Annotated in this window: 26 protein-coding genes; 13 read left to right on the top strand and 13 right to left on the bottom strand. The window is 50.4% G+C overall.

What is annotated here, in order from left to right; translation table 11 throughout:
• Positions 1–228 precede the first annotated feature (228 nt).
• Together DFR60_RS26615 and DFR60_RS26610 are read right to left on the bottom strand one after the other, a co-directional pair.
• The gene (locus tag DFR60_RS26615; protein WP_110325948.1) at positions 229–795 is read right to left on the bottom strand and encodes an ATPase; all 567 of its coding nucleotides are present in this window, start codon (positions 793–795) and stop codon (positions 229–231) included.
• Complete coding sequence (locus tag DFR60_RS26610) at positions 796–975, bottom strand: hypothetical protein (RefSeq protein WP_002600396.1); 180 nt, start codon at positions 973–975, stop codon at positions 796–798.
• Between the two features lie 580 nt (positions 976–1,555).
• Between DFR60_RS26610 and DFR60_RS26605 the strand changes: the two genes are divergently transcribed.
• From DFR60_RS26605 to DFR60_RS26595, 3 genes are all read left to right on the top strand, one after another.
• On the top strand, positions 1,556–1,819 hold the full coding sequence (locus DFR60_RS26605) for a CD3324 family protein (RefSeq protein ID WP_110325946.1): 264 nt from the start codon (positions 1,556–1,558) through the stop codon (positions 1,817–1,819).
• Between the two features lie 185 nt (positions 1,820–2,004).
• Positions 2,005–3,360, top strand: coding sequence for a hypothetical protein (locus DFR60_RS26600; RefSeq protein WP_110325944.1), 1,356 nt, complete (start codon positions 2,005–2,007; stop codon positions 3,358–3,360).
• Between the two features lie 429 nt (positions 3,361–3,789).
• On the top strand, positions 3,790–5,139 hold the full coding sequence (locus DFR60_RS26595; RefSeq protein WP_110325942.1) for an MATE family efflux transporter: 1,350 nt from the start codon (positions 3,790–3,792) through the stop codon (positions 5,137–5,139).
• A gap of 28 nt (positions 5,140–5,167) precedes the next feature.
• Here DFR60_RS26595 and DFR60_RS26590 read toward each other — a convergent pair whose 3' ends face one another.
• The gene (locus DFR60_RS26590; protein ID WP_110325940.1) at positions 5,168–5,716 is read right to left on the bottom strand and encodes a CDP-alcohol phosphatidyltransferase family protein; all 549 of its coding nucleotides are present in this window, start codon (positions 5,714–5,716) and stop codon (positions 5,168–5,170) included.
• On the bottom strand, positions 5,713–6,300 hold the full coding sequence (locus tag DFR60_RS26585) for a TetR/AcrR family transcriptional regulator (protein ID WP_110325938.1): 588 nt from the start codon (positions 6,298–6,300) through the stop codon (positions 5,713–5,715). The genes DFR60_RS26590 and DFR60_RS26585 overlap by 4 nt, the downstream gene beginning before the upstream one ends.
• Before the next feature lie 159 nt (positions 6,301–6,459).
• Between DFR60_RS26585 and DFR60_RS26580 the strand changes: the two genes are divergently transcribed.
• Positions 6,460–7,422 (top strand): pentapeptide repeat-containing protein, encoded by a 963-nt coding sequence (locus DFR60_RS26580; protein ID WP_110325936.1) that lies wholly within the window; start codon positions 6,460–6,462, stop codon positions 7,420–7,422.
• 26 nt (positions 7,423–7,448) lie between these two features.
• On the opposite strand, the gene DFR60_RS26575 is transcribed toward DFR60_RS26580, so the two are convergent.
• The 5 genes from DFR60_RS26575 to DFR60_RS26555 form a co-directional block, all read right to left on the bottom strand.
• Entirely contained in the window at positions 7,449–7,925 is a 477-nt protein-coding gene (locus DFR60_RS26575) for an LURP-one-related/scramblase family protein (RefSeq protein WP_110325934.1), read from the bottom strand.
• A gap of 57 nt (positions 7,926–7,982) precedes the next feature.
• The gene (locus tag DFR60_RS26570) at positions 7,983–8,495 is read right to left on the bottom strand and encodes a GNAT family N-acetyltransferase (protein WP_110325932.1); all 513 of its coding nucleotides are present in this window, start codon (positions 8,493–8,495) and stop codon (positions 7,983–7,985) included.
• A gap of 183 nt (positions 8,496–8,678) precedes the next feature.
• On the bottom strand, positions 8,679–9,128 hold the full coding sequence (gene def, locus DFR60_RS26565; protein WP_022030196.1) for a peptide deformylase: 450 nt from the start codon (positions 9,126–9,128) through the stop codon (positions 8,679–8,681).
• A gap of 145 nt (positions 9,129–9,273) precedes the next feature.
• Complete coding sequence (locus DFR60_RS26560; protein WP_110325930.1) at positions 9,274–9,684, bottom strand: hypothetical protein; 411 nt, start codon at positions 9,682–9,684, stop codon at positions 9,274–9,276.
• A gap of 26 nt (positions 9,685–9,710) precedes the next feature.
• The gene (locus DFR60_RS26555; protein ID WP_110325928.1) at positions 9,711–10,247 is read right to left on the bottom strand and encodes an ECF transporter S component; all 537 of its coding nucleotides are present in this window, start codon (positions 10,245–10,247) and stop codon (positions 9,711–9,713) included.
• A 272-nt stretch (positions 10,248–10,519) separates the two neighbouring features.
• On the opposite strand from DFR60_RS26555, the gene DFR60_RS26550 reads away from it, so the two are divergent.
• Positions 10,520–10,996, top strand: a complete 477-nt coding sequence (locus tag DFR60_RS26550; RefSeq protein WP_110325926.1) for an SAM-dependent methyltransferase — start codon at positions 10,520–10,522, stop codon at positions 10,994–10,996.
• A gap of 12 nt (positions 10,997–11,008) precedes the next feature.
• Positions 11,009–11,578 carry a GNAT family N-acetyltransferase gene (locus tag DFR60_RS26545; RefSeq protein ID WP_110325924.1) on the top strand — a complete coding sequence of 190 codons (570 nt, stop codon included), beginning with the start codon at positions 11,009–11,011 and terminating at the stop codon, positions 11,576–11,578.
• Positions 11,579–11,753: 175 nt separating this feature from the next.
• On the opposite strand, the gene DFR60_RS26540 is transcribed toward DFR60_RS26545, so the two are convergent.
• On the bottom strand, positions 11,754–12,350 hold the full coding sequence (locus DFR60_RS26540) for a uracil-DNA glycosylase family protein (protein ID WP_110325922.1): 597 nt from the start codon (positions 12,348–12,350) through the stop codon (positions 11,754–11,756).
• The gene (locus DFR60_RS26535) at positions 12,347–13,285 is read right to left on the bottom strand and encodes a helix-turn-helix transcriptional regulator (protein ID WP_341458009.1); all 939 of its coding nucleotides are present in this window, start codon (positions 13,283–13,285) and stop codon (positions 12,347–12,349) included. Before DFR60_RS26535 ends, DFR60_RS26540 begins: the two co-directional genes overlap by 4 nt.
• 530 nt (positions 13,286–13,815) lie before the next feature.
• Here DFR60_RS26535 and DFR60_RS26530 point away from each other — a divergent pair.
• Positions 13,816–14,616 (top strand): MerR family transcriptional regulator, encoded by an 801-nt coding sequence (locus DFR60_RS26530; RefSeq protein WP_110325918.1) that lies wholly within the window; start codon positions 13,816–13,818, stop codon positions 14,614–14,616.
• 134 nt (positions 14,617–14,750) lie between these two features.
• Here the strand turns inward: DFR60_RS26530 and DFR60_RS26525 are convergent, their stop codons facing one another.
• On the bottom strand, positions 14,751–16,607 hold the full coding sequence (locus DFR60_RS26525) for an ATP-dependent nuclease (RefSeq protein ID WP_110325916.1): 1,857 nt from the start codon (positions 16,605–16,607) through the stop codon (positions 14,751–14,753).
• 139 nt (positions 16,608–16,746) lie between these two features.
• Between DFR60_RS26525 and DFR60_RS26520 the strand changes: the two genes are divergently transcribed.
• The 3 genes from DFR60_RS26520 to DFR60_RS26510 all read left to right on the top strand — a co-directional run bounded on the left by DFR60_RS26520 (position 16,747) and on the right by DFR60_RS26510 (position 20,528).
• Complete coding sequence (locus DFR60_RS26520) at positions 16,747–18,117, top strand: citrate transporter (RefSeq protein WP_110325914.1); 1,371 nt, start codon at positions 16,747–16,749, stop codon at positions 18,115–18,117.
• Positions 18,118–18,195: 78 nt separating this feature from the next.
• Positions 18,196–20,046 carry an asparagine synthase (glutamine-hydrolyzing) gene (gene asnB, locus DFR60_RS26515; protein WP_110325912.1) on the top strand — a complete coding sequence of 617 codons (1,851 nt, stop codon included), beginning with the start codon at positions 18,196–18,198 and terminating at the stop codon, positions 20,044–20,046.
• A 131-nt stretch (positions 20,047–20,177) separates the two neighbouring features.
• On the top strand, positions 20,178–20,528 hold the full coding sequence (locus DFR60_RS26510; protein ID WP_002600418.1) for a hypothetical protein: 351 nt from the start codon (positions 20,178–20,180) through the stop codon (positions 20,526–20,528).
• 144 nt (positions 20,529–20,672) lie between these two features.
• Here DFR60_RS26510 and DFR60_RS26505 read toward each other — a convergent pair whose 3' ends face one another.
• Positions 20,673–21,968, bottom strand: a complete 1,296-nt coding sequence (locus tag DFR60_RS26505; protein ID WP_110325910.1) for an FAD-dependent oxidoreductase — start codon at positions 21,966–21,968, stop codon at positions 20,673–20,675.
• A gap of 207 nt (positions 21,969–22,175) precedes the next feature.
• Here DFR60_RS26505 and DFR60_RS26500 point away from each other — a divergent pair, with 207 nt between their 5' ends.
• The 3 genes from DFR60_RS26500 to msrB all read left to right on the top strand — a co-directional run bounded on the left by DFR60_RS26500 (position 22,176) and on the right by msrB (position 24,553).
• Positions 22,176–22,970, top strand: a complete 795-nt coding sequence (locus DFR60_RS26500; RefSeq protein WP_110325908.1) for a MerR family transcriptional regulator — start codon at positions 22,176–22,178, stop codon at positions 22,968–22,970.
• Between the two features lie 62 nt (positions 22,971–23,032).
• Positions 23,033–23,488, top strand: a complete 456-nt coding sequence (mscL, locus tag DFR60_RS26495) for a large-conductance mechanosensitive channel protein MscL (protein WP_110325906.1) — start codon at positions 23,033–23,035, stop codon at positions 23,486–23,488.
• 72 nt (positions 23,489–23,560) lie between these two features.
• Entirely contained in the window at positions 23,561–24,553 is a 993-nt protein-coding gene (msrB, locus tag DFR60_RS26490) for a peptide-methionine (R)-S-oxide reductase MsrB (RefSeq protein ID WP_110325904.1), read from the top strand.
• The last annotated feature ends 147 nt before the right edge of the window (positions 24,554–24,700 follow it).

The following is a 24,700-nucleotide window of genomic DNA, read 5'->3' as shown; positions in this document are numbered from 1 at the left end:
TACCGGATCACAGATATCCAGACAATCTGAAAGAAACAGTGGTAATCTTCCCTGTTTTAGGCTATAATATTTCTCGGTAATGTTATTCATGGTAGTTTAATTTTACCACAAAAAGAAGAACGCCTCCAGGTTTCATACCTGAAAGCGTTCTTTTTTTGGACTTTTTTCACAGCCCCTTTTTACTCTCAATTATACTTAACAGATCACTTAAACCATAATTGCTTCAAGTTAGTGACACCCTTTCTGCCATTTTATATACCAATCAGGGGTATTCTTTGACACTCTGACAATCTCCCCGCTTTTATATATTGCAAACCGGCGAAATTCATTTGTGTTGTCATATAATGCAGCCAAGTCACACAAATCAATTATTTCGTGAAGATTTCTCAAGCTTTCTCCAAATCTCTTCTCAACATCCTTGTCTGGTATCCCATGCCCTCCCATTTTCACTCGCTCTGCAATTCTCTGCTTTGCGATCTCTGGAGAATCAACCCCAACATAGTGTAATTCTATTCCATATCCCAACTGTTTGGCCCTGTGTATTGTACTCAATATAGTATGTCCGCACAGAGTAGTCTCCTGGTTAAACGTAATCCCTTCCTGCAAGTAAGAATTTAATCGTTCAATTGCAATTCTGCCTGCTTTCATTAAATCCACAGTATTTCTCCAATCACCAAAACCTCTCAATATTTCATCCGTATTGATCCGCGGCATCGTATCCTGATAGTGTGTAGTCCTGTATAAAGTTGATTTCCCTGCCCCGTTTACACCAGCATATAAAATGTATTTTTTCATTTAGAACCTCTTTTGAGCTATTACTTTCTTTTGCTTTCTCTGCAAAATAAAATCACTTAACATAGAAAAAAAATCCTGCTCTTCTTCTGTCTCTGCATTTAAAACCAACTCCATAGTTTCGTCTATATCCATATCCTTACATTCCTCGTATAATTTCTTTGCAGCTTCGGCCTTCGACATAAATTTTTCCTCCTTGTTCTAAAAAACAGAAGTAACGCTGAAAGTCAAATTTATCGGCCTTTCAGCCCTTCCATCCACACCATCAAATTTGATGGTGATATCCTCTCGGGTTCTATATTTCACTATATTCACGCCACTGCGCAAGCGGCGAATCGGAAGTATGTCATTACATTACATGTTAATGCACCTGTAATGTTTATTATACAAGAAAAAGTGTTAAAAGAAAAGGCATAAAGTTTTTTCTTCCCCTCTGTTTTCTTTGCATTTCATGCTTAATACCGTACTCACAAGACCCGTTCACCGCTTGTATATCCCCTTCTAAAATGATATACTGGAAACACTTAGCGAAGCATCTTTAAGCTAAGCGCGTATCTTGAAATGGTCTTAAAGGTGTGTTTCGGCAGGAAACACAGCAGTTTTCTGAAAAGGGTGATAATCATGTGCAGAAACAAAAAGAAAAACAACGATGTATTGCTCCATGCAAAGCCGGCAGAATCAGCGACATTTGCATGGAGTAGCTGCAGTCGCTGATCAAGTACGGCTTTGCTGCCTGACAATAAAAAACAGGGAGTGAAGCGCTATGAAATATATCAATGCGGCCGCGGTTCTTCCCGCCTCGCTGGTGGAAGAGCTGCAGAATTACATTCAGTCCGGATATCTCTACGTTCCGGCCAGGGAAGACCAGCACAGGGCCTGGGGCGAACGGAACGGAGGCCGGGAGAAACTGAGAAAACGCAACAAGGATATTCTTGATGCATGGCAGAATGGAGTGTCCATGGAGACGCTGGCGGACCAGTACTGCCTCTCTATACATGCCATACGAAAGATCATTTATCAGAAATAACGATCACTCGCACGCTCTGCGCACGAGTCACCGTGACAATCATGGAAGGACTGCGGAAAACAGTCCTTCTTTTTTTGTACAAAACAGTACAGAAGCGACTGGTAGATTGAGATTTCACGGAATTTCGGGTATCCTTAACAGGAAGGATAAATAGAAAAAAACAGAAAGAAAAGAGGTTGTTACAGATGAACACTTACGAGACTGCACGGATGGGATATGGGGAAGCCGATATCACACCGGATACTGTTGTTGAACTGGTCGGATTTTTCCGTCCGGACAATCACTCAAGGGGCATCCGCGACCCCTTGAAGCTCCAGACCATGGTCTGGGAATACGGGGGAGAAACGGCCTGTCTTATTACCCTGGACAGCCTTGGTTTTACCGTCCATTTGTCCAATGTCCTGCGGGGTCTCATTGCAGACCTGCTTCATACGGGAACCGATCACGTCATGACTGCATTTTCTCATACACATTCCGCCCCGAACGCCGCAGAGGAGCCGGAATACTTTGATTTCGTATGCCGCAGGGCACAGAGTGCTGTAAAAGACGCTCTGAGCAGTCTGTCTCCTGCCTTGGCTTCATGGGGCATCGGAGAAAATACTGTGGGATTGAACCGCAGAACGGATTCCACCGACTTCGACAACCGGCTTGGAATCCTGTCTATCACCGCACCGGAAAATGAATCTCCCAGGGTGCTGCTGCTGCGGGTCACTGCCCATGCCAACATTCTCTCCAGCGACAATTATCTCATATCAGCCGACTACTTTGGCATTACAAGAGAGCGGTTGGAAGCGCGCTTCGGCTGCAAAATCATGATGATGCAGGGCGCCTCCGGAGACGTACGGCCTCGTTTTCATCAGGAAAACACAGAGTATCTGGAGATTCACGGTTACGAGGCGGCGGAGAAGGGATTTTCAGAAGAGTATCAGAAAATATACCGGCTTCAGAGCCAAAAGGCCCTGGAGCAGACGGCTGAGGCTATCTGCCAGGCAGTGTCAGCCGTTCTTCCCACAATGGAAGCAGAGCCTGTCACTCATTTGACCATGAAGTCGGTTTTCAGCCATTTTACAGCGGATGTCCCCTCCCTGACACAGGCGGAGCGGATTGCCGATGAGGCGCTTAAGGAGGCCGGCATCGATGGAACCGACTGGCTCCGGGAAGTGAAACGCCTTGACGGCGAGGGGATTTCACAACAGTTTTCAGAGGTTGAAATACAGTACTTCTCCCTCAATGACGGCTGTCTGTGTGGGATTGCCAATGAAGCCATGTGCAGGATTTCCATTGACGCCATGGAGGCGGCCGAAACGCCGCTGCTCTTTTTAAACGGCTATACCAATGGATGTAACAGTTACTTACCGACGGCTGAGGAGTACGAAAAAGGCGGCTATGAGGTGCTCTGGTCGAATCTCGTGTATTTTCCATACCACGGCCGGGTCATGCCCTTTAACCGCGATACGGCCGGACAGCTTGTTGAGGAGGTGGTTCAAAACTGGAAAACGAAAGTTCCGGAACGGACTGCGGCGGCTGGAAGCGAGGGCTGAACGGTGTTACAGTTCACTCCCCACCAGGGGCACCGCGGTCCGGTTCGGCCGTGCAGGCTTCCTCAGCCTTTCCTGTGACTTTGCAGGGTATTAGAAGTTCTTAACGTGCAAAATTTTTCGTTCAGGTGAAATTCCCACTTGTCTGAGCGCAGCGAGTTTGGGAATTTCACCTGGTTTTTAGAAAAATTCTGCACGTTTAGAACTTCTTATGCCCGAAACCGGAACTGGAAAGGCTGAGGAAGCCTGCACGGCCGAACCGGACCGCGGTGCCCCTGGTGGGGAGTGGACTGTAACCTGAACGGTTACGTATGTGGATAGAAGACGCTAAAAACTGATTCCATTCCCGCTGTTTCTGTAGTAGAATAAAGGATGGCGCCTTGCGCACTACTGATACAAAACATTAATCAATGACTATGGAGCGGATTTACTATGGAAAAAAGCACGTCTTCGACCCTGATGACAGAGGGGTCTATCTGGAAAAAAATTATCGCATTTGCTGTTCCCTTATTTCTCGGGAACCTTTTTCAACAGCTTTACAATACAGCCGATTCCCTGATTGTCGGCAATTTTCTGGGAAGCAATGCCCTCGCTGCCGTCAGCTCTTCCGGCAACTTAATCTTCCTCATGGTCGGTTTCTTCAACGGAATCGCAATCGGAGCCGGTGTGGTCATCGCCCGGTATTACGGTGCCGGGCGGCACGGTGACGTGCAGAAGGCCGTTCACACCACCATTGCCTTCGGCCTTGCCGCAGGGGCGGTGCTGACTGTGATCGGTGTGGTACTGGCGCCGATTATTCTGGTCTGGATGGGAACCCCGGCCGATGTACTTCCGGAATCCACCGTCTATTTCCGCACGTATTTTGCAGGCTCTCTGTCCTTCGTCATGTACAACGTGTTTGTCGGCATCCTGCAGTCCGTGGGTGACAGCCGCCATCCGCTGGTTTATCTCATTATATCGTCTCTCATCAACATCGTGCTGGATCTTGTGCTGGTTGGAATCTTTCATTTTGGAGTGGGAGCCGCGGCGTTTGCCACCATTATCTCCCAGTTTGTCAGCGCGTTTCTCTGTCTGCGCCGGCTCATGAGAAGTCCGGAGGAATACCGGGTCTGCTTAAAGAACATCCGGTTTGACACAGGACTCCTGCGGCAGATCATCGCAAACGGTCTCCCGGCCGGTTTTCAGAACTCCGTTATTTCTCTGGCTAACGTGGTAGTCCAGTCCAATATCAACCGTTTCGGGAAAATGGCGATGGCGGGATGCGGCGCCTATTCGAAGATCGAAGGCTTTGGATTCCTGCCGATCACCTGCTTTGCCATGGCCCTGACCACGTTCGTGAGCCAGAATCTCGGCGCCGGACAGTATGAGCGGGCGAAAAAGGGGGCCAGCTTTGGCATTCTCTGCTCCATCATCACCGCGGAGCTCGTCGGCATTTTCATCTATGCCTTCTCGCCCCTGCTCATCTCCGCCTTTAACAATGATCCGCAGGTTATCATAAATGGAACGGCCCAGGCCCGCACGGTGACCCTGTTCTATTTTCTTCTGGCATTTTCCCACTGTATCGCGGGAATTCTCCGCGGCGCCGGAAAATCCACGGTTCCCATGCTGGTTATGATGGTCTGCTGGTGCATCATCCGGGTGACGTACATCACCGTAACCGTTCACTTTGTTCCGGATATCCGCGTAGTATTCTGGGCCTATCCGCTGACCTGGTTCTTAAGCTCGGTCGTCTTTCTCCGTTATTTCCTGAAGGGCAGCTGGGTGCATGGCTTTGAGCGCTAGTGCCTCCCGGCGCGAATACCAGAGCGTGTCACATTTTTCGAAACACAGGTATGTACAGGATGAGTGTCGCAGCCATGACCACGGCGCAGACAGCAATCAGTGCATTCGCCGCCGCGGCCGGGATATGTGGCACGAGAATGAGTACAAACATGACGACAAACAGCAGCGCCGTGCACACTTTTCCAAACCACATGGCGCCGTCAAGCTTCTTGCCCTCTCTCAGCTTCACCAGGCCCATAACCGCCATGAATCCCTCCTTGAGGACAAAGAGTACCACCAGAACTGCCATATACGGATAGCGGGTCCACAGGCATAAGAGAATGGCCCCGTGCGTCATCTTATCGGCAAACGGGTCCAGAAATTTGCCGAATTCCGTGATCATATTGAATTTTCGGGCAACCAGTCCATCAAACATATCCGTGATGGACGATATTCCCATGACAGCCGCCGCGGCGTAATAGCCGCGGTCCGTCTCCGCATGGAGATAGAGATATACAAAGACCGGGATCATCAGAAGCCGGAAGTATCCCATAAGGTTTGGAATGGATAACAGTTCCTTTCTCGTATATTTTTTCATTTTGCATCACTCCTATCCGGCGATTTCTCATCGCCAGCCAGTAAATTTTGTAGAGACCTTCGAATCATGCGCTCCATCTCACAGGGGCTTCTCTCCGGTTCCTCAAAAAGCCATTTCATCATAATATTCCATAAGCCTCCCATGTTAAAAAACAGACAGTACTCCAGCTCTTCTCCGCTCATGGTTTCTTTCCAGTACGATTGCAGCCGGCCGTAAATTTCGGGCCAGTACGTGTTGGACACCTCGATGAGACAACAGATCTTATCGTCCCTGCATACAGACCGCAGAAATTTCTTATGCTCTTTCCAGAACGAAAAATACACCTCTGTGATGTGCGCCGCAAAATAGGCGGTATCCCGTTCCAGATACCGGACATATTCCCTGCACTGGCTTTCACAGCAGCTTCGAAACAGGTCTTCCTTCGAGGAATAATTTCTATAAAATGTCCGCCTTGATAAATCCGCCCGCCTGCATATTTCCACCACAGTAATCTCTTCGAATTTCTTTTCCTCCATCAGAGCCGCCAGCGCGTCCATCAGCCACGTCCGGGACTGCCAGACAATCGGATTACCCGTTTCCTTCATCTCTCCACCTTCATTTCTCTGATTCTTTTTACCGGACTATTTTCAGGGTGGCACACTGGCCCCCCTGATGTAGCACTTGCCCGCAGGGCCTTGACGCTGTCAGATACCCGCATTATACTATGGAATACTATCCGTTACAAGTACAGGAGGCTGAATGACATGGAACCAATCCACGAAAATTTCTCGTACCGGCACGCGGTATCCGGTGGGGCAGCCCCGGTCCCGGCCCTCATTTCCCACAGGAGGGAACGTCTGGCCGCGGACTGTTCCCGCTGCTGCGGCCTGTGCTGCACGGCACTCTATTTTTCCAAAGCGGAGGGATTCCCTGACGATAAGGAAGCCGGGATTCCCTGCGCCCACTTATGTGAAGATTTCTCCTGCGAGGTTCACAGTTCTCTGTCCGGACGCCGCCTGAAGGGATGCATCAATTACGACTGCTTCGGGGCGGGGCAGACGGCCACAGAAATCGTATTTCAGGGGAAGAGCTGGCGGCAGCTTCCTGATCCGGAGGAAATGTTCCGCGTCTTCTTCCTTGAATTAAAGCTGCACGAGGCCATGTGGTATCTGGAGGAAGCCGCAATACTGCGCCCCGCATCCGCACTGCGCCCCCGTATCCATGCCGCGCTGACCGGCTTAGAGAAGCTGGCAGACGGTTCCCGGCAGGACCTCACGGAAGACGGGATCCACGATAGGATCACTGCGGCCAACGATCTGTTGAAGGAGACGATCCGCCTGACGCTCGATTATGCGGCTTCTCAGAAGCTGCCTTCGAAAAAGGGAGGCATTTCGCGGTCTGCCCGCAGCCACTCCGCCTCTTCCCATAAAACGCCCGGGACGAATGGTGCCGGGCCATTGCGTTTCCTTGGATATCATTTTCAGGGGGCAGACTTAAGTGCCATGGATTTTTCTTCTTCCTTTCTCATTGCGGCCGACTTGAGGGGATGCCGTCTCTTCGGAACGTGCTTTCTGGGAACCGACCTGCGGGATGCCAATCTTAAAGGCGCCGATTTAAGGGATGCCTTTTTCCTTACGCAGATGCAGATAAATGCCGCAAAAGGCAGCCGGGATACCCGTCTGCCTTCCTGGTTAAAGATGCCTGATCACTGGGAATCCGGCAGATAAATTGTGACATTTCCTGTTACAATAAGTCAGTCCTGTCCGCCGGAACATTTCGCCGCGTCAATGGCGAGTACGATCATCAGACAGAGGAGCGCGTCCTCTTCCTTTACAATATCGAGAACATACGTGTCTGAAAAGTGGAGAAATTCTTTACTGGCCGTCATGATCAGACTGCCTGCGCTGTCTTTTACACGATAGTCCCATTCCAGCCAGTCTCCATCCACCGTCCAGCCGTTACAGTCCAGCGTGAATTTGGGCTTTAAAAAGGTCAGTTCCTTGCGGATTTCTCCGATCTCCTGTCCGTTTATGTACATCAGAAATTTAGGCAGAAAGGTGAGCACTCTCTCCTGTACGGTTCCGATATGGTTATCGAAACGGTCATAGATTTCCAGCAAATGGCCCCAGCTTAATTTTCCCTTTACCGTATAGACCGTATTTCCACTCTCGTCATAGATGTCGTAACTGTCAAACCAGGAAAACAGCCGCTGTTTAAATAGTAATTGCATGATCATTCCTCCCTGCTATGAGCACTCAGCGGTTTGACCGCTTCGTGCAGTGCTGTTTTATGCCCCTTCATTTTGGGGGATAAATTTTGCCATGTAATACTCATCCGCGTAGACGCCGCCGACACGCATAGAGTTCTTTCTGAGCCCTTCGATTACAAAACCGCTTTTTTCATAGAGATGGACAGCGGCTTTATTTTCCTTTCTCACGGTCAGCTCCAGGCGGGTGATTTCCTGGGATACGGCCCATGCATCCAGGCGTTTGAACATCTCTGTGCCGATGCCCCGGCCGCGGTATCCGGCCCGGATTCCGACTACCACATATGCCGCGTGGCGGATTCGGCGGTAGCGGCCCCGCTCAGCTGTCAGCACGCCCGCCATCGTCTCCCCTTCCCTGGCAATCAGGAAGAAATCGCCTGCTGCCAGAGACTCCCGGATCATGGCCGCGGCGGCCTCCGGGTCATTTTTCCGTTCCCCAGGTTCCAGCATCATCATATCGGTCTCTAAATCCAGGGACCGCATCATTTCCACATATTCCCGGGCATCCTCCGGTCTGATCTGACGGTATTCCATCGATCCGTCCCCTCCATTTCCGCCATAAAGGCAGTCGTCCAATTCCTGTCTGTTTGTTCCCACAGGCAGTCGTCAGATGGACCCGCTGGCGAGCCATCTGACTCGTTGCCTGCGGATCCATCTGACGACTGCCGCGAGGGTCAAAAAGCCCGCTGCCTGCGGCGCTTTTTGACTTGGCACGGGTCACAGCCACTCCGTCACCTTATCGACGAAGCAGACTCCGTCTAAATGATCCAGCTCGTGGCAGAAACATTTGGCCATCTCATCGATTCCGGTCAGAGTAACCTCTTCTCCATTTTCATCCAGCGCCTTCACGATTACGGTCTGGGGCCGAATGGTCCTTCCGTATTTCTCCGGAAAGCTTAGGCAGCCTTCGATGCAGTCCTGTTCCCCTGTCTGTTCCACAATCACGGGATTTACCAGCTTCATGAGCCCGGTTCCCATATCGATGACGACAAGGCGTTTTAAAATTCCTACCTGGTTCGCTGCAATTGCAGCTCCGTTAGGCGTCGCATGAAGCGTATCTGTCATATCGTTAAGGATTTCCCGGATCCGGTCATCCACCTCTTTCACTTCTTTGCATTTCTTTCTCAGTATCTCGTCTCCGTCGTAACGCATGTTTAATACTGCCATGATTCCACTCTCCTGCATTTATATTTTATTCGCTGCGGTATCACCCATTTCAGGACGGCGCTCCTTTACATACTGAACGGCCGTGGTTTTTCCCACGGCCATACAGCCCTGCAGCGATAGAATTACTGCCATATACCGTTCCTCCCTACAGCCAGATATCTCTTCCGTTCCATGTCACACACTCTGCATCTCCATCGTCGAGGCACCAGCCCAAAAGGCTGGCCACAAATCCAGGCGTAACAGGAAAATCTTCCATAACCGGCTCGTCGGCTTTCTCTGTATCCTGGCCTGCGTCAGGCTTCTTCCCGGCGCCCAGTTTCGGAATCCGGTACCGCTGCCAGCAGCCGCTCGTCGTTCTGTTCTTAAATACTCTTCCGATGGATACCAGATACCGCCGCTCCCCATGCTGTTCCGTGGGATAGAGCACAATCAGTCCTTTATCCTCCGACGCGATATGCAGTACGGGTCTGTCATAATCATCATCCCGCTTTACCCACCAGTAATAGGTACTGTCCCCATAGACTAATGTTCTTTTATGCTTCTTTGCAATTGCCACAAAAAACCTCCCGGAATTTCTCCGCGCTATTCCAGCCGCTTTTCCTCCTGCTCCATCTGGCGGCGGCACACAGCCAGGACGGGATACAGAATGACGGCCAGAATAAGGCCTCCAAGGCCCTGAATCAAATTCGACGGCACGCTGGCCAGGGCCGCTGCCATTCCATAAAAACAGGTTTCATAAAGCCAGTACCCGCAGGCTACAAACACCATGTCAGTCAGCCCTCCGATCACCACACCGGCGGTCCGTTTTCCGGCCGTCGCTGAAAGTCTCTGAAATACAAGGCCGCAGCAAAAAGCGGTCAGCCCCTTAATCAGAAAGGTGGCCGGCACGTACAGCAGATATCCGCCCAGGAAATCCGCCAGCGCGGAACCAATTCCTGCGGCCAGGAGTCCCTGAACCGGTCCAAGAAAGATTCCCGAAAGAATTACCAGCGCATCTCCCGGATGGATATATCCGTTCGTACCTGGTGTCGGAATCCGGATCACCATCGTCGCTGTACATACCAGCGCCATAAACAGCGCCGTCATTACCATTTTTCTGGTATTATTGTTCGTTTTCATACAAAGTCTCCCTTCCGGTTTTCAATGATAATGCACTTACTATAAACCGAAATTGGACTGTTTCAAATATCCAGTTTTTAACTTTTTAGCAATACCAGTTTTATTTTCCAGCCACACGCCTGCTCCACCACCGTTTTATTGTATCATAAACACAAAATTCGTGAAAGACCTCTGCGAATTTTATAATTTTTTTAAAAGGGGTTGAAGTATAAAAAACACTTGCTACAATTAAGATAACGGCGCCGTAATAAAACGAAAAAGGACAAAAAAGCATGAACAATCTCATAGTAAAGCCTGTCGGCAAAGTTGTATTTCAGAATGAAATGCCACTCATTTTATTGGAAAAGCCTTATCGTTCCGCCCTGGAGGGACTGGATGGCTTCAGCCATATTCAGATCTTCTGGTGGTTCGACGCCTGTGACAATGAAGCTTCCCGCAGTGTGCTTAAGGTCAGCTCTCCCTACCGCAATTCGCCGGAGACGCTGGGCACCTTTGCCACCCGCTCCCCGGAACGCCCTAACCCTGTCGCGCTCTCAACGGCGCAGATTCTTCGAATCGATCCGGCGGCCGGCATCATCGGACTCAGCCATATCGACGCACGTGACAACACACCGGTCATCGACTTGAAGCCCTATACTCCCAGCCTCGATCGGGTGACACAGCCCTGTGTGCCCGACTGGTGCGCTTCCTGGCCGAAAAGCCTGGAGGAATCGGCTGATTTCGACTGGTCTGGCGTATTTACATTCTGAGAGGAGGCGGCCATGAGTTTAAAAGACTATCTGATCAAAAAACCGGTTTTTGAAACAGAACGGCTGATTTTAAGGGAACTCAGGCCGGAGGATACTGACGATTTGCGGGAGTGGATGAGCGATCCCGGCCTGTACCTCTATTGGGGAAAGCGACCCGGCAGACACGATTTAAATCCGGAACTGCTTTTCACAGCCGCCAATCAGAAACCAACGAAAAGCTTCCACTGGGGCACCGCGAACAAGAAAGACAATAAGGTAATTGGGGAATTCTGGGTCTACTTAATCGAGAACGACCGGATGGCCAAGGTCTCCTACCGCCTCTCGCCTGCCTGTCAGGGAAATGGCCTCATGACGGAAGCCCTGAAAAGCGTGGTGGATTTCTGCTTCACGCGCACGGAACTTCAGAGGCTCTGGACCGATGTGGACGTAAGAAACACCGCCTCCTGCAAAACGCTGGAAAAGGCCGGCTTCACACGGGAGGGCTGCATCCGGCAGGGAAAAATGGTCTCTTCCTGGTGCGATTACTATTTATACGGTCTGCTGAAAACGGACCTTCTCCCGGAACACGCCAGTCAGGCGTAACCCGATCTAATCCGATTACCGGACTCGCGCGCCGGGGCATGGCCGCTTCAGCAGCCATATTCCCTTAGGGCGTGGATTGAAACAACTAACAGTACGGGCTTTCCTGTCAAACAACCAATGCCTGCGTCATACCTCCGCGTTTTAACTCTGCGGTACGGTATGATGCAGGCATATCCTATTCTTTGATTATGGAAAGCATGACAGAAATATCTTCAGCCGCCATTTCGGCTTTTGACTTTTCAATTAAAATATTTTGCCCGGTCATAATGTAGGAAGGCATAATCCGGATACCCTGATACCATATTTCACTCTTTCGTATCTTATAGGTAGATACCGACGGAATCACATTTTTCCCAGTGGCCTTTTTACTTATCATGTTAAAGGCCTTTTTCGCCACATCCCCCATCAGCATGATCACTTTCACATGAGGAAAGAGAGACAGCTCCCACTCCAGATACGGCAGACTTTTTTCGATGGTGCTTCTCTCAATGGCCGGGGCCGTCTTGGGCATTTTCACTGCATTTGTAAGGTAAATCCCCTGCTCCAGCAGTTCTCCCGCACCATTCACCTGTGCTCCGGCCTTCTGAAACAGCGGAATTGCCGTCGATAAATAGGACGCCCCGTCACCGCCGTAAAAGTCATCCGCCGGGTTTGGTGGCACCACCTCATTAATCAAAACCGCCCGGATTTGCTCGGGCTTCACCTCTAAATCCTGAAATACAAATGCCTCTTGATTACCATTTCTTTTTTCCATTTCTTCTCTGATATTCATCGATTCTCCTCATAGTGCTGCAGTGCAGACTTCAGTCTCTTTTCCACCTCTCGCTTCAAAGAAAGCGGACTCAACACGGTAACTTTATCTCCAAAGGACATCAGGAAGCCGTACAACCACTCATTGTCCGGCATAACCGCCCGGACAGTAAGTTCCCCGTCACATTCCGTAACCACCCGGTCATCGAACACGTCATACACTCTGGAGGCCGCTTCCTTCGGAAAACGCAGAACCACAGAGACAGGCTCTCTTTCCTTCTCCCATCGTGTCAGATCCGGCTCTGTTCCTTCCGGTATGCGATCAAACAGGATCCCCGTCAGCACAATCTCCTTGATCCGCGATAAACGGAACAGCCGGAAATCTTCTCTGACCAGGCACCACGCATACAGATACCACGCCTTGTCCTTATAGATCAGCCTGTACGGATGGCAGTCCCGTTCACTGGCTATTCCATTGGAGCCATAGTACTTAAAATGGATCTGCCGTCTCGCCATAACCGCCTGTTTCAGCACGTTAAAATCCATCCGTTCCCTCTCCGGGTCGCTTCCCCAGCGGGAAACATCCACTTCGATCCAGCTCGTATCCGCCATCTGAAACGCAGCCCTCAGTTTCGATAAGACCGTCTCCATATCAGAATTCTGAACCGCCGCCAGACTCTGCAGGCCGAACAGAATATCCCTCATCTCCTCTTCCGAAAGCAGCGATTTCTCCAGCACAAATCGGTCCAGCAAACGAATTCCCCCGCTTCGCCCCGCCACCGAATAGACAGGCACCCCCGCCCCGCTGATCCTATCAATATCCCGGTAAATCGTCCGCACCGACACCTCAAACTTCTCCGCCAGCTCCAGCGCAGTGGCCTGTCCCTTTTCCATCAGGTAGTATATAATTTTGAACAGCCGGCTCTCTATCATTGCTATCACCTCGTTTTTCATCATATCAGATAAAACCTGACATGCTTTGTCAGCAATATTATGATTGTACACTTTTGATTAATTATTTTATCTTTTGCTTTTATCTTTTGCTTTTATCTTTTGTTTTTTATCTTTTGCTTTTTATCTCTTGTTTTTTATCTTTTGCTTTTTATCTTTTCTAAATTCAAGATTTTTCTTAATCCGCGGTGTGTCCGTTCTGCCCCGGCAGACTCCGTTTTCTGTGACGTTTGCAGGCTGTTAGAAGCTGTTAATGCGTGGGGTTTTTCGTTCTGCCGCAAAGTGCGGTTGTCTGAGCGCAGCGAGTTCCGAACTTTGCGGCAGGCTTTTAGAAAAATCCCACACATTTACAGCTTCTTACTGCCGAAACAGGAACAGAAAGCGGAGTCTGCCGGGGCGGAACGGACACACTGCGGATTAAGAAAAATTTCCCCTTGACCTTATCACAGTGGGAAGGTGTACAATACACTCAGAACCGGTTTTGCACCTGACAACGCGATATCAGCACAACACCATTTCACTTTTGGGAGGTCCCTATGTTTACCATTGGAGAATTTTCAAAATTCTGCTGCATTTCCACAAGGATGCTGCGCCATTATGACCGCATCGGCCTGCTGCATCCGGCCGCCACGGACGCACAGAACGGGTACCGCTATTATGACAGCAGCCAGATTCCCACATTTCAGCGAATCGAGACGCTGAAGCGATACGGCTTCTCACTGGCCGAAATCAAACGGCTGCTGACGCTTACGGAGGCAGAGTTGAATATCCAGATTCTGCTTCAGTACGAGCGCGTAAAAGAGCAGACGGCCAGCCTGACAGAGACGCTCACCTGCATGGAACGGGATATCTCCCATTTTAAGGAGGGCATAACCATGAATCGGAACTACAACATCATTGTCATGAACGCACCGGAGCAGCGCGTCTTCTCCGTTAAACGCACCATTGCCATCAAGGCCCAGGACATTCACGGGCTCATCTCTGACCTCATGGCCCAGGCTAAGGTACGCGGCCTGCACCGCGCGGGTCCCTGTCAGCTGGTCTACATGGGAAATGAATTCAACGAAGACAGGATGGAGGTGGAAGCACAGCTTCAGGTAGCGGAAGCGCATCCGGACACGAAGCTTCTGCCGGAATCCCTCTGTGTCGCCGCGATCCACCAGGGGCCGCTGGAGGAGGTACACACCGGGTATCAGGCGATCTGTCAATATCTGGATGAGCATCCGGAATACCAGCTTACCGGAATCAGCATTGAGCGGTATCTAAAGGACGAGAATATGGTCTCTTCTGCAGAAGAACTGGAGACTGCTATCCTGTTTCCGGTAGAAAAAGCGTAGTCCGTTTCCATCATCAATATCAAAAAATGCGGGCCGGAAAATCCTGTCATATTTTCCGGCCCGCTTTCTTTAAATTTTTCCTAACTTTTATCGGTTGTCAGTTCTTATTTCCATGGTGGCCCGGGCCTCGTGCCTTAAGCGTCCACTTTCCTGCTGTCAAAATAGACAAACCGGTCGATGGCCTCCAAAATGTCCTTAAAATCCTCTCTCGGCGCCAGCTCCATGTACTTTCTCAGAATCTCCGTCTCCCGTTTCTTATACGGGCCATAGAAGATATCATAGAGGTTGTGGCCTCTCATATAGATCTTAAACTCTTCCATATGCGCCTTCAGTTCTTCCACAGATGAGAGCGTCCCTCCCAGCACCTCTGTCAGATGGCGGCCTGACTGCAGGCGGTATAAATACTCCTGCCATTTGGAAAAGAGCGTCTCATAGAATGCCTCCTCGCTCTTCACAATTCCAAGCTCTGCCATAATCTTTGGATTTAAGAAGTAATTTTCAAAGGAATAGTACTTAAGAATCAGCACATTTCTCCTCGTAACCTTCGGCAGCTTATCGACATCCTCCAGGCTCCGCTCGTCGTAGTACCGGCAGAGCTGGCCCGCCAGTTCCTCCGGGTTCTTTCCGTCGCCGTCGCGGATCATCAGAAACTGATCCCGCAAATACACCTGATTCATGTATTTTAAGTTGGCGTACGTCTTGATATTGGTACAGCTGTTGGTGGTGATAATCGAAATCCGGGACAGATTGCCGTTAGCATCATGAATCTCCGAATAATACTTTTCCAGCAATAGCGGCAGCCGGCTCTTATCCTGTTTTCCCTCCACGATAAAGACGAAGCTCACGTTCAGGAAATCATTGGCCCCATAACCGAGATCGTCTAAAATGGCGTCGATATCCGTGCGTTTGCGCACCACGGAATAGTCTTCCTCGTCCAGGACCACCTGGCGAATCTGGCGGCTGGTAAAGTTAAACAGCATATTCGGCGAATGGGTCGTGAAGATCACCTGATTCTTCTTCGACAGCTGGTACAGGATCTCACTGGATATCTTCTGCAAATGAGGATGAAGGAAAATCTCGGGATCTTCCACAATGATCACGCTGGGGATCCGCTTCTCATCGTCCGTGTACGTCTGAAGCAGCGACAGCATATAGATGCTCTTCATGCCCCCGCTGAGATTTTCGATGGGATTCAGCCGCCCGTGTTCTTCGTGGTACGTCTCCGCCGTCACATGAAACATCTCATCCGGATTGCAGTTCAAGGTGAACTTGATTTCCTCGAATCCGCCGTTCTTTCTGTAATTGGCGTTGACCTTTTCCGTAAACTCTTTTAAATTAAGCTGATACATCTTATATTCCAGAAGCTTGGACGTCTCGTAAAGCTTTAATTCTTCCGGTTTTTTCTGATTGATCAGACCGATGCATTTGAAACACTGGTTGCACTCCTTTGCCGCATCGAACATGCAGACGTGGGCGCGCAGTCTGATCAGCTGCTCATCCTCCTGAAACATGAACAGATCATCCTGAAACTGTTTTAGCTGACGCTCGGTATCGATATAATAAATCCTGGGAAATACCTCCTGGATATACCGGTTGTTCTTCTTATATCCATCGAAAAGGCGTGACTCCCCCTTCCAGTTTACCACAAATGTAAATGACAGGGCTTCCTCCTCATACGACGGCAGCTTTGCACAGAAATCCCGGCGCCACGCATCATACCGCTTGTACTGACTCACAATTCCCGCCCGGTGGAACATATGAAGATCTTCCTCTGTAAAACTCAGGGTGATGGATATCTCAATATTCTGTTTTCTTTCATTAAAGTCGCTCTCCCGTATCTGGTAAGAACCGGCCACCGCACGGATGGCATCCAGCACCGAGGTCTTCCCCGTGTTGTTCTTTCCCACCAGAATCAGGGCATTTTCGATACCATGAATCTCCATCTCACGGATGGATTTAAAATTCCTGATGTGGACTGATGTGATCTGCATATGTGTTCTCCTTTAGGTTTAAGTATAGGAGATGCCAGGGCAAATTTCAAGCTTCCGCTGAAAATTTCGCAACTATTGAGCACTGGCTCTTCCCACGCTTCATACTATGGATTATATTCTAAATTCAGGAGTGGTTCTTATGTTCGATTCTGCCGTAGTGCTGACCCCTCTGCACTATGTTTATCTAATCGGTGTTCTTGTAATTCTCGCTGTCATGGTCCTGCGAAAAGACACTCCCGCCGTCTGTATCGCCTTTTTATTTCTCCTCGGAACCATCGGTCTTGGTTCCATAACAGGCGGAATCATGACCGTATTTAATTCTATTCTGTTCGCAGCGAAAGAATTCATGGAAGTCATAGCCACCATCGCCCTGGTAACGGCTCTGTCCAAATGCTTAAAAGACTTAGGCAGCGACTACCTGATGATGGTACCCATGTCGAAAATCATGAAGACCCCCTCCGTCACATGGTGGATTCTCGGAATCACCATGCTGCTCTTCTCCCTCTTCCTCTGGCCGTCACCTTCTGTGGCTTTAGTCGGCGCGATTATGCTGCCATTTGCAGTCAAGGCCGGTTTAAAACCGCTCGCCGCGGCCATGGCTATGAACCTTTTCGGTCACGGAATTGCTTTAAGCTATGATTTCGTCATCCAGGGTGCGCCTGCCGTTTCCGCCGGCGCCGCCGGAATCTCCACTTCCGATATTCTCACTCAGGGGCGTCCCGTTTTCTGGGTCATGGGAATTGTCACCGTAACCGCCGCATATCTTTTAAACCGTAAGAGTATGGCAGCCACCGAGACCGTGTCCGCAGAGGCCCTGCCTGAGGAGCGGAAGAAAGTGACGAAAGCGGCCATCGCCATCGCGGTCCTCACTCCCGCGGCCTTTCTCGCCGATATTCTTCTGATGCTGGCCTTCGACTTAAAGGGCGGAGACGCCACCAGCATGGTTTCCGGCACCGCCGTACTGGTGATGTGTGCCGGCGCAGTCGCCGGATTTGGCAGACAGTCGCTGGAAAAGGTGACCGATTACGTGACAGGCGGCTTCCTCTTCGCCATTAAGATCTTCGCCCCCGTCATTATCATCGGCGCCTTCTTCTTCCTTGGCGGCAGCGGCATTACCACGATCATGGGCGATCAGTACCAGAGCGGCATCATGAATGACTGGGCTGTCTGGCTGGCTCACAATGCGCCCTTAAACAAATATATGGCAGCCCTTATCCAGATGGTCGTAGGAAGTCTGACCGGTCTCGACGGTTCCGGTTTCTCCGGCCTTCCCTTAACAGGCTCCCTGGCCCATACCTTCGGCACCGCCGTCGGCGCTTCGGTACCGGTACTGGCTTCTCTCGGGCAGATCTCCGCGATCTTCGTGGGAGGCGGTACCATCGTTCCCTGGGGACTTATCCCTGTGGCCGCCATCTGCAACGTCAGCCCCTTAGATCTGGCCCGTAAGAATCTTCCGCCGGTCTTAATCGGCTTTCTCTTTGCCTTTTTAACCGGCTGCCTTCTGCTGTAGCAGTAACAGTAACGGAAATACGTATCCTGAATCATGCACTTTTGAATCACGCATCTTAATGAAATGGAGGAATCTGCCATGTGTGGAATTGCAGGCTTTTATAACCCGCATCACAATTACTTAGAAGAGGAGGCCCGTTACCGGGATATCTTAAAAGGCATGGCCGCGGTGCAAAGACACCGCGGCCCCGACGATTCCGGTGTCTGCCTGAGCAAACATGCCGGTCTCTCCCACGCCCGTCTGTCCATCATAGACCTAGTCAGCGGGCATCAGCCCATGGAAAAGGAGGTCGGAGGCCGCACATATTCCATCGCCTACAACGGGGAGCTTTATAACACGGAGGAGCTGCGGACAGAACTGCGCGCGCAGGGACACTCTTTCGCCACCACCAGTGACACAGAGGTGATTCTCACCGGATGTATCGAATACGGCCCCGACTTTGTCAAGCGGCTGAACGGCATCTTTGCCATCGCCTTTTACGACGCCTTACACGATCGTGTCATCCTGTTCCGCGACCGGGCGGGTGTAAAGCCGCTCTTCTACACGGTCCGCGGCGACGAGATTCTGTTCGCATCGGAACTGAAAGGAATCCTGGCCGTTCCCGGCATCCGACCGGAACTGGACCGGAAGGGACTGAATGAGGTCTTCTCCATCGGTCCCGCCAGAACTTATGGCTGTGGTGTATTTGCCGGTATGGAGGAAGTTCTCCCCGGCCATTTTCTCATCTGTTCCCCAGAGGGCGTCTCTTCCCACTGTTACTGGAAATTAGTGAGCCTTCCTCATGAGGACAGCTATGAAAAGACCATTGAGAAGACGGCCTTTCTCGTTCAGGACTCTATCAAACGCCAGATGGTGTCCGATGTTCCCATCTGTACCTTTCTCTCCGGTGGAGTGGATTCCAGCCTGGTTTCCGCCGTCTGCGCCGCGGAACTTAAAAAGCAGGGAAAAAAACTGACCACGTTTTCCTTTGATTTTGTGAACAATGATAAGTATTTCAAGGCCAATTCCTTCCAGCCATCTCAAGACCGCCCGTTTGTGGACCGGATGGTGGAATTTCTGGACTCCGACCACCACTATCTGGAATGCGGCAACACCGATCAGGCTGACCGTCTCTGTGATTCGGTGCTGGCCCACGATCTGCCCGCCATGGGGGACATCGATTCGTCCATGCTGCATTTCTGCTCTCTGGTCAAGGAGTATAACAAGGTCGCCCTGACCGGCGAATGCGCCGATGAAATATTCGGCGGCTATCCCTGGTTCCACAAGGAGGAATGCTTCCGAGCCCACACCTTCCCATGGACGATGGACTTAGAGGCGAGAAAAATCCTTCTGAAAGATGATTTTCTCGATTACCTGCAGATGGACGAATACGTCAAAGAAACGTATGAGAGGTCTGTCGCGGAGACTCCCACCCTGTCCGAAGACTCGCCCACAGAGGCGCGCCGCCGGGAGATCTCTTACTTAAATCTTCGCTGGTTCATGCAGACTCTTTTAAACCGTATGGACCGCGCCAGCATGTATTCCAGTCTGGAAGCCAGGGTGCCGTTTGCCGACCACAGGATTATGGAATACGTCTGGAATGTACCCTGGGACATGAAGACAAGGGATGGCCTGGTCAAAAACCTTCTGCGTCAGTCCGGGAAAGGCCTTCTGCCCGACGATATCCTGTTCCGCAGGAAATCGCCCTATCCGAAGACTTACGACACGAATTACGAAAAACTCCTCACCAGCCGTGTCCGCGAAGTCATGAACGATTCGTCCTCGCCTGTCATGCAGTTTCTGGACAGAAAAAAACTGGAAACGTTTCTTAAAAATCCTTCCGATTACGGAAAACCATGGTACGGCCAGCTGATGGCGGGTCCGCAGATGCTGGCCTATATACTTCAGATCGATTACTGGATGAATATCTATAAGATTTCCCTGGTTTAAGATTCTGGCCGCATACAGTTTATATACATTTAATAACTTTGGTGATTATTTTCCGACAAATTATATTGTAAAATGAAATATTCATGTTATAATATTTTTAGATGTTTTTACACTTAGAAAAGGGGAATAATATGTTTGGTTCATCAAAAGGAGCAACAACAGAAGCATTAGAAAAACTGGTTCAGAAGGGCAAATGGGATAAGATTAAGAAAAGTTATTTAAATTCTGATTCAGAGACAAAGGTACATTTAGCAGAAGCATGTGCTTCAGCCGTGGGCGACGATTCCAGCAATGTATTGATGGCACTCCTCGACTCACCCGAAGATGAAGTGAAAGTGGCTGCACTTAAATCTCTCGCAAAGGTCGGCAACGATCACTGTGTGAGCCGTATTCAGCAGATGATCGCTTCCGTACCGGCTGACAAAACCGCACTTCGCGGAGAAATCCAGAATACGCTTCAGGCACTTCGCGGAAAACAGTAGAGCAGATAACGGCAAAACTGGCAACAGCAAAACTGGTAACAGCAAAACAGCGGCCACATTAATTGTGTGCCGCTGTTTTCTATTGCTGCATTAGAACGTATTTTGTTATAATTCATTACTTCCCGCCATGCTGTTTCGGAAATTTTACGCCTGCTCCATCTCCTCCGTCACGCTCTGCATCTCCTTCGTATCACCGATAAGAATCGCTCCAGTCAATCTGCCATTCGCATAATACCGGGTCTTATATATCTTCTTTTCCGGGTCTTCCTCGTGCTTCACCGTATACTCAATTTCGGAATTCTTTCCCACGTCGCCCACGGCAAAAAGGGAAGTCTCCATACCGTTAAAGGTAAGTGCTGCGGGTACGGTGTGGTAAACAAGGCCGTCGCCGGCCGCATTGGCGCCCGCTGTCCTGCCCATCTCCACCGCCTGCGGCCAGATCGCGTAGTTGATTCCCTCATATTCGGCGCAGTCTCCGCATGCGTATACGGACGGAACGGTGGTCTCCATAAACGCATTGACCTTGATGGCTCTTCCGATCTCCGCTCCCGCGTCTTTTGCCACACCGACATTTGCACGGACACCGGCAGATACTACTACCAGCTCAGCCGGAACCACGGTGCCGTCGCCCAGACGCACTCCCGTCACATCCTTCTCTCCCTCGATCGCTTCAATCTTCACATTTAAATGGATGGCGATTCCTGCATTCTGAATCAGATCCTTCAGGAATTCACCGGCTCCCGCATCCAGCTGACGGCCCATCAGCTGCGGTGCCAGTTCCAGAACCGTCACCTCCAGGCCCGCCTTTTTCAGTTCCCAGGCTGCTTCCAGTCCCAGAACACCACCCCCGATTACCACGGCGTGCTTCGTCTGAGGAAGAAGGGCACCTACTTTTTCCGTATCGGTGATTCTCCGGATCGCTATAACCTGCGGCTTCTCATGACCTGGAATCGGTGGAATAAAGCATTCCGAACCCAGGGCGTAAATCAGTTTATCATATTTTAAACGGATTCCGTCCGAAAAGGTCACTTCTCTGGTCTCCGGATCGATCTTCTCCGCCGTCTTTCCTGTCAGGGTTAAAATCCGGTTTTCCTCATACCACGGTGCGTTGTGAACCAGAAGCTGTTCCCTGTTATTCTCTCCCAGCATGGATTTCGTCAGCATGGGACGGCTGTAGGGCAGTATCTCCTCGTTCGTCGCCATCACGATGGAGGCTGTGGAATTCCGTTCTCTTATGGCTTCTGCCGCGTTTAACCCCGCCGCGCCGCCTCCCAGGATCAGAAATATCTCTTCCGTGTCTCTGTGGAAGGACTTCTCCTCCTCCGTAAATGGGACGAAATTCTCCGGTCCCACTCCGCATACGGGACATACGCTTACCCCATCTTCAAATACCGCGCCGCATACCAGACATTTTACCAGTTTCTTTTTTGTTTCACCCATGTGAATACCCCTTTCCGACTCTCATAGTATCATTTCCTATTTTTGTTAAAATCAGTATTAATTACTATTATTGTAATAATATCACATTTATCTTCCTTTTACAAGACTAACTCCGTAAAAATTTTGTAAATGTAGACAGAAAACTGTAAGGTCCCCTCCCGTGCTGTTTGTGCTAAAATATCAGGGAATGGAAGAGGGGATCATATTATGAAGCAGTATACAATTGGAGACGTGTCGAAAAGACTGGGCATCAGCCGCGACTCGCTCCGTTTTTATGAAAAAAAGGGCATCATCGCTCCGCAGAAGCTGGCAAACGGCTACCGGTGCTACAGCTATGAGGATACGAGAAAGCTTCTCGACATCATGTTCTACCGGAGGCTGAACTTCAGCATTGAGGATATCAACCGAATTCTTCATCAGAGTTCCTTTGGTTCTTATTATACCATGATTCAGGAAAAAATAGCAGAGGAAGAACGGGAAGTGGAACGGCACCAGCGTTCTTTGATCCATCTAAAGTATCTTACTCAGCTTTATAAGAATATTGACGATTATTTAAATGATTATGACATACGTCCGCTCCGCCGCTATTACAAGGTTGATGAGAGTCTCATTGACAAGCTGGCCGTTCATGATTTATGCTATATCTATCAGGAATATCAACTCAGGGAAGGCATGCCGGGTCAGGTGGATGAATACTACTTATTCGCCGCAGATACCGCTGCCATCATCGGACTGGAGGAACAGTTATCCGGCCGCCTCTTTATTCAGCATGAGCGGTGCGTCTATACGGTTATCGCATCCGCCAGCCGCATTCCGGACACCCGTTCCATCATGAAGGCGGTCTGCTGGGCCAGAGATCAGGGATATAAGCTGGAAGGTACGGCCTACGGCGGATTTCTGCTGAGCTGCGCGGTCGATGAGATGCAGACAGCAGTGCCGGAGGAGGCCGACGTCAGCCAGCCGGTTTATTACATCGAACTGTATCTGCCGTTAAAGGAGTAACAGCCGTAAACCGACGTCCTTTCCTCAGATGATTTTCCACGAAAGAGAAGGAGGATTTAATCATGAGTAAGGGAAAGGGAGTCATGCAGGAATTCAAGGCGTTTATTCTGAAAGGGAATATCATCGATATGGCGGTCGGCGTCATCATAGGCGGGGCGTTCAGTAAGATCGTTACCTCTCTGGTAAACGATATTCTGATGCCGCTTTTGGGCGCAGTTACGGGAGGCGCTGATTTTGATACCTTTAAAATTGTTCTCAGCCCGGCTGTAAAAGATGCGGCAGGCGAAATTATTAAGGCCGAAGCTGCCGTCCGCTACGGGCTTTTCTTACAGAATATTCTGGATTTCCTGATTATCGGCGCCTGTATGTTCTTTATGATCAAGGCGGTAGCCATGATCAGTTCCCGTCTCCGTCACGAGGAAGAAAAAAAGGAAGAAGCTGCACCGGCCGGTCCGACGCAGGAAGAACTGCTGGCGGAAATCCGCGATCTGTTGAAAGCACAGCAGAATGCCGAGTAGTATTGCCTGCGGGAATAAAGACTGTCCGATCAGGGAATCGTAAGAAACAGCATCGGAAAGGAGGCTGCCGATTTGAATCAGCATAAAACCATTTACCTGGCAGGCGGTTGTTTCTGGGGTATGGAAGAATACATGTCCAGACTGGACGGCGTCTGCGAAACAGAGGTCGGATACGGAAACAGCCTGGTGGAATATCCCACTTACGAACAGGTCTGCACCGGCACTACCGGCGCCGCGGAGACGGTTAAACTCATTTACCGGCCGGAGGAGACGGAACTTTCGACTCTGCTGGAGGCATATTTCGCAGTCATCGACCCTACTATCTTAAACCGGCAGGGAAACGACCGCGGAACCCAGTACCGCACCGGAATCTATTACGAAGATCCGGCGGACCGGGAACTCATCTTAGCCGCTATTTCCAGACAGCAGAGAAAGTATACCGTCCCGGTCGTAACCGAGGTGCTTCCGCTTGACAATTTCTATCCTGCAGAGCAGTATCATCAGGATTATTTAAAGAAGAATCCGGGCGGCTACTGCCATATTGACGTCAGAAAAGCGGATGTATTTAACGAGGAGGAACGGCTTCGCAGGGACCACGATTCCAGCGAAGGCCCGCGAAAAGAGCGCAGCTATACGGTCCCCTCGCCGGAAGAACTGAAAAGCAGGCTGACGCCGCTTCAGTTTGAGGTTACACAGAATCAGGCGACAGAACATCCCTATCGGAATGAGTATTTCAATCATTTCGAGCGGGGACTGTACGTGGACATCGTTACGGGGGAACCTCTCTTCTCCTCCTCTGATAAGTTTGACTCCGGATGCGGCTGGCCCAGCTTCTCGAGGCCTGTCAAATCCCTTTCGGTAAAGGAGCTCAAAGATCAAAGCCATCACATGGAACGGACGGAAGTCCGAAGCCGGGCGGGAGACAGCCACCTGGGCCATGTCTTCGACGACGGCCCCATCGACAGGGGCGGACTGCGGTACTGTATCAACAGCGCGGCGCTTCGCTTCATTCCGTATGAGGAGATGGAAAAAGAGGGCTACCGGGATTATATGGATTTCGTCTGAGACCATCAGAGATGCCCCTGGCCGGCCAGGTAACCGAGCCTAAAACGATTAGAATCATTCATGCAAGCATAAATAAAAGAACCGGGAGCACCAGCCCGGCCTCCATAATTCGGACGGTCGGAAACAGGTGCTCCCGGTTCTTTTTCG

It is taken from the genome of Hungatella effluvii (genome assembly GCF_003201875.1).
GTDB classification, from domain to species: Bacteria; Bacillota; Clostridia; order Lachnospirales; family Lachnospiraceae; genus Hungatella; species Hungatella effluvii.
The sequence above is the reverse complement of the archived record's forward strand: the minus strand, read 5'-3'. Positions and strand labels throughout refer to the sequence as shown.

Bases quoted from the DNA above. Each gene is read 5' to 3' on its own strand.
- DFR60_RS26605 (WP_110325946.1), top strand. From the start codon at position 1,556: ATGAAATATATCAATGCGGCCGCGGTTCTTCCCGCCTCGCTGGTGGAA.
- DFR60_RS26555 (WP_110325928.1), bottom strand. From the start codon at position 10,247: ATGAAAACGAACAATAATACCAGAAAAATGGTAATGACGGCGCTGTTT.
- DFR60_RS26585 (WP_110325938.1), bottom strand. From the start codon at position 6,300: ATGAAGGAAACGGGTAATCCGATTGTCTGGCAGTCCCGGACGTGGCTG.
- DFR60_RS26590 (WP_110325940.1), bottom strand. From the start codon at position 5,716: ATGAAAAAATATACGAGAAAGGAACTGTTATCCATTCCAAACCTTATG.
- DFR60_RS26580 (WP_110325936.1), top strand. From the start codon at position 6,460: ATGGAACCAATCCACGAAAATTTCTCGTACCGGCACGCGGTATCCGGT.
- DFR60_RS26550 (WP_110325926.1), top strand. From the start codon at position 10,520: ATGAACAATCTCATAGTAAAGCCTGTCGGCAAAGTTGTATTTCAGAAT.
- DFR60_RS26500 (WP_110325908.1), top strand. From the start codon at position 22,176: ATGAAGCAGTATACAATTGGAGACGTGTCGAAAAGACTGGGCATCAGC.
- DFR60_RS26615 (WP_110325948.1), bottom strand. From the start codon at position 795: ATGAAAAAATACATTTTATATGCTGGTGTAAACGGGGCAGGGAAATCA.
- DFR60_RS26525 (WP_110325916.1), bottom strand. From the start codon at position 16,607: ATGCAGATCACATCAGTCCACATCAGGAATTTTAAATCCATCCGTGAG.
- DFR60_RS26610 (WP_002600396.1), bottom strand. From the start codon at position 975: ATGTCGAAGGCCGAAGCTGCAAAGAAATTATACGAGGAATGTAAGGAT.
- DFR60_RS26530 (WP_110325918.1), top strand. From the start codon at position 13,816: ATGTTTACCATTGGAGAATTTTCAAAATTCTGCTGCATTTCCACAAGG.
- asnB (WP_110325912.1), top strand. From the start codon at position 18,196: ATGTGTGGAATTGCAGGCTTTTATAACCCGCATCACAATTACTTAGAA.
- DFR60_RS26535 (WP_341458009.1), bottom strand. From the start codon at position 13,285: ATGATGAAAAACGAGGTGATAGCAATGATAGAGAGCCGGCTGTTCAAA.
- DFR60_RS26520 (WP_110325914.1), top strand. From the start codon at position 16,747: ATGTTCGATTCTGCCGTAGTGCTGACCCCTCTGCACTATGTTTATCTA.
- DFR60_RS26575 (WP_110325934.1), bottom strand. From the start codon at position 7,925: ATGCAATTACTATTTAAACAGCGGCTGTTTTCCTGGTTTGACAGTTAC.
- DFR60_RS26510 (WP_002600418.1), top strand. From the start codon at position 20,178: ATGTTTGGTTCATCAAAAGGAGCAACAACAGAAGCATTAGAAAAACTG.
- DFR60_RS26505 (WP_110325910.1), bottom strand. From the start codon at position 21,968: ATGGGTGAAACAAAAAAGAAACTGGTAAAATGTCTGGTATGCGGCGCG.
- DFR60_RS26545 (WP_110325924.1), top strand. From the start codon at position 11,009: ATGAGTTTAAAAGACTATCTGATCAAAAAACCGGTTTTTGAAACAGAA.
- DFR60_RS26595 (WP_110325942.1), top strand. From the start codon at position 3,790: ATGGAAAAAAGCACGTCTTCGACCCTGATGACAGAGGGGTCTATCTGG.
- DFR60_RS26570 (WP_110325932.1), bottom strand. From the start codon at position 8,495: ATGGAATACCGTCAGATCAGACCGGAGGATGCCCGGGAATATGTGGAA.
- DFR60_RS26540 (WP_110325922.1), bottom strand. From the start codon at position 12,350: ATGAATATCAGAGAAGAAATGGAAAAAAGAAATGGTAATCAAGAGGCA.
- def (WP_022030196.1), bottom strand. From the start codon at position 9,128: ATGGCAGTATTAAACATGCGTTACGACGGAGACGAGATACTGAGAAAG.
- mscL (WP_110325906.1), top strand. From the start codon at position 23,033: ATGAGTAAGGGAAAGGGAGTCATGCAGGAATTCAAGGCGTTTATTCTG.
- DFR60_RS26600 (WP_110325944.1), top strand. From the start codon at position 2,005: ATGAACACTTACGAGACTGCACGGATGGGATATGGGGAAGCCGATATC.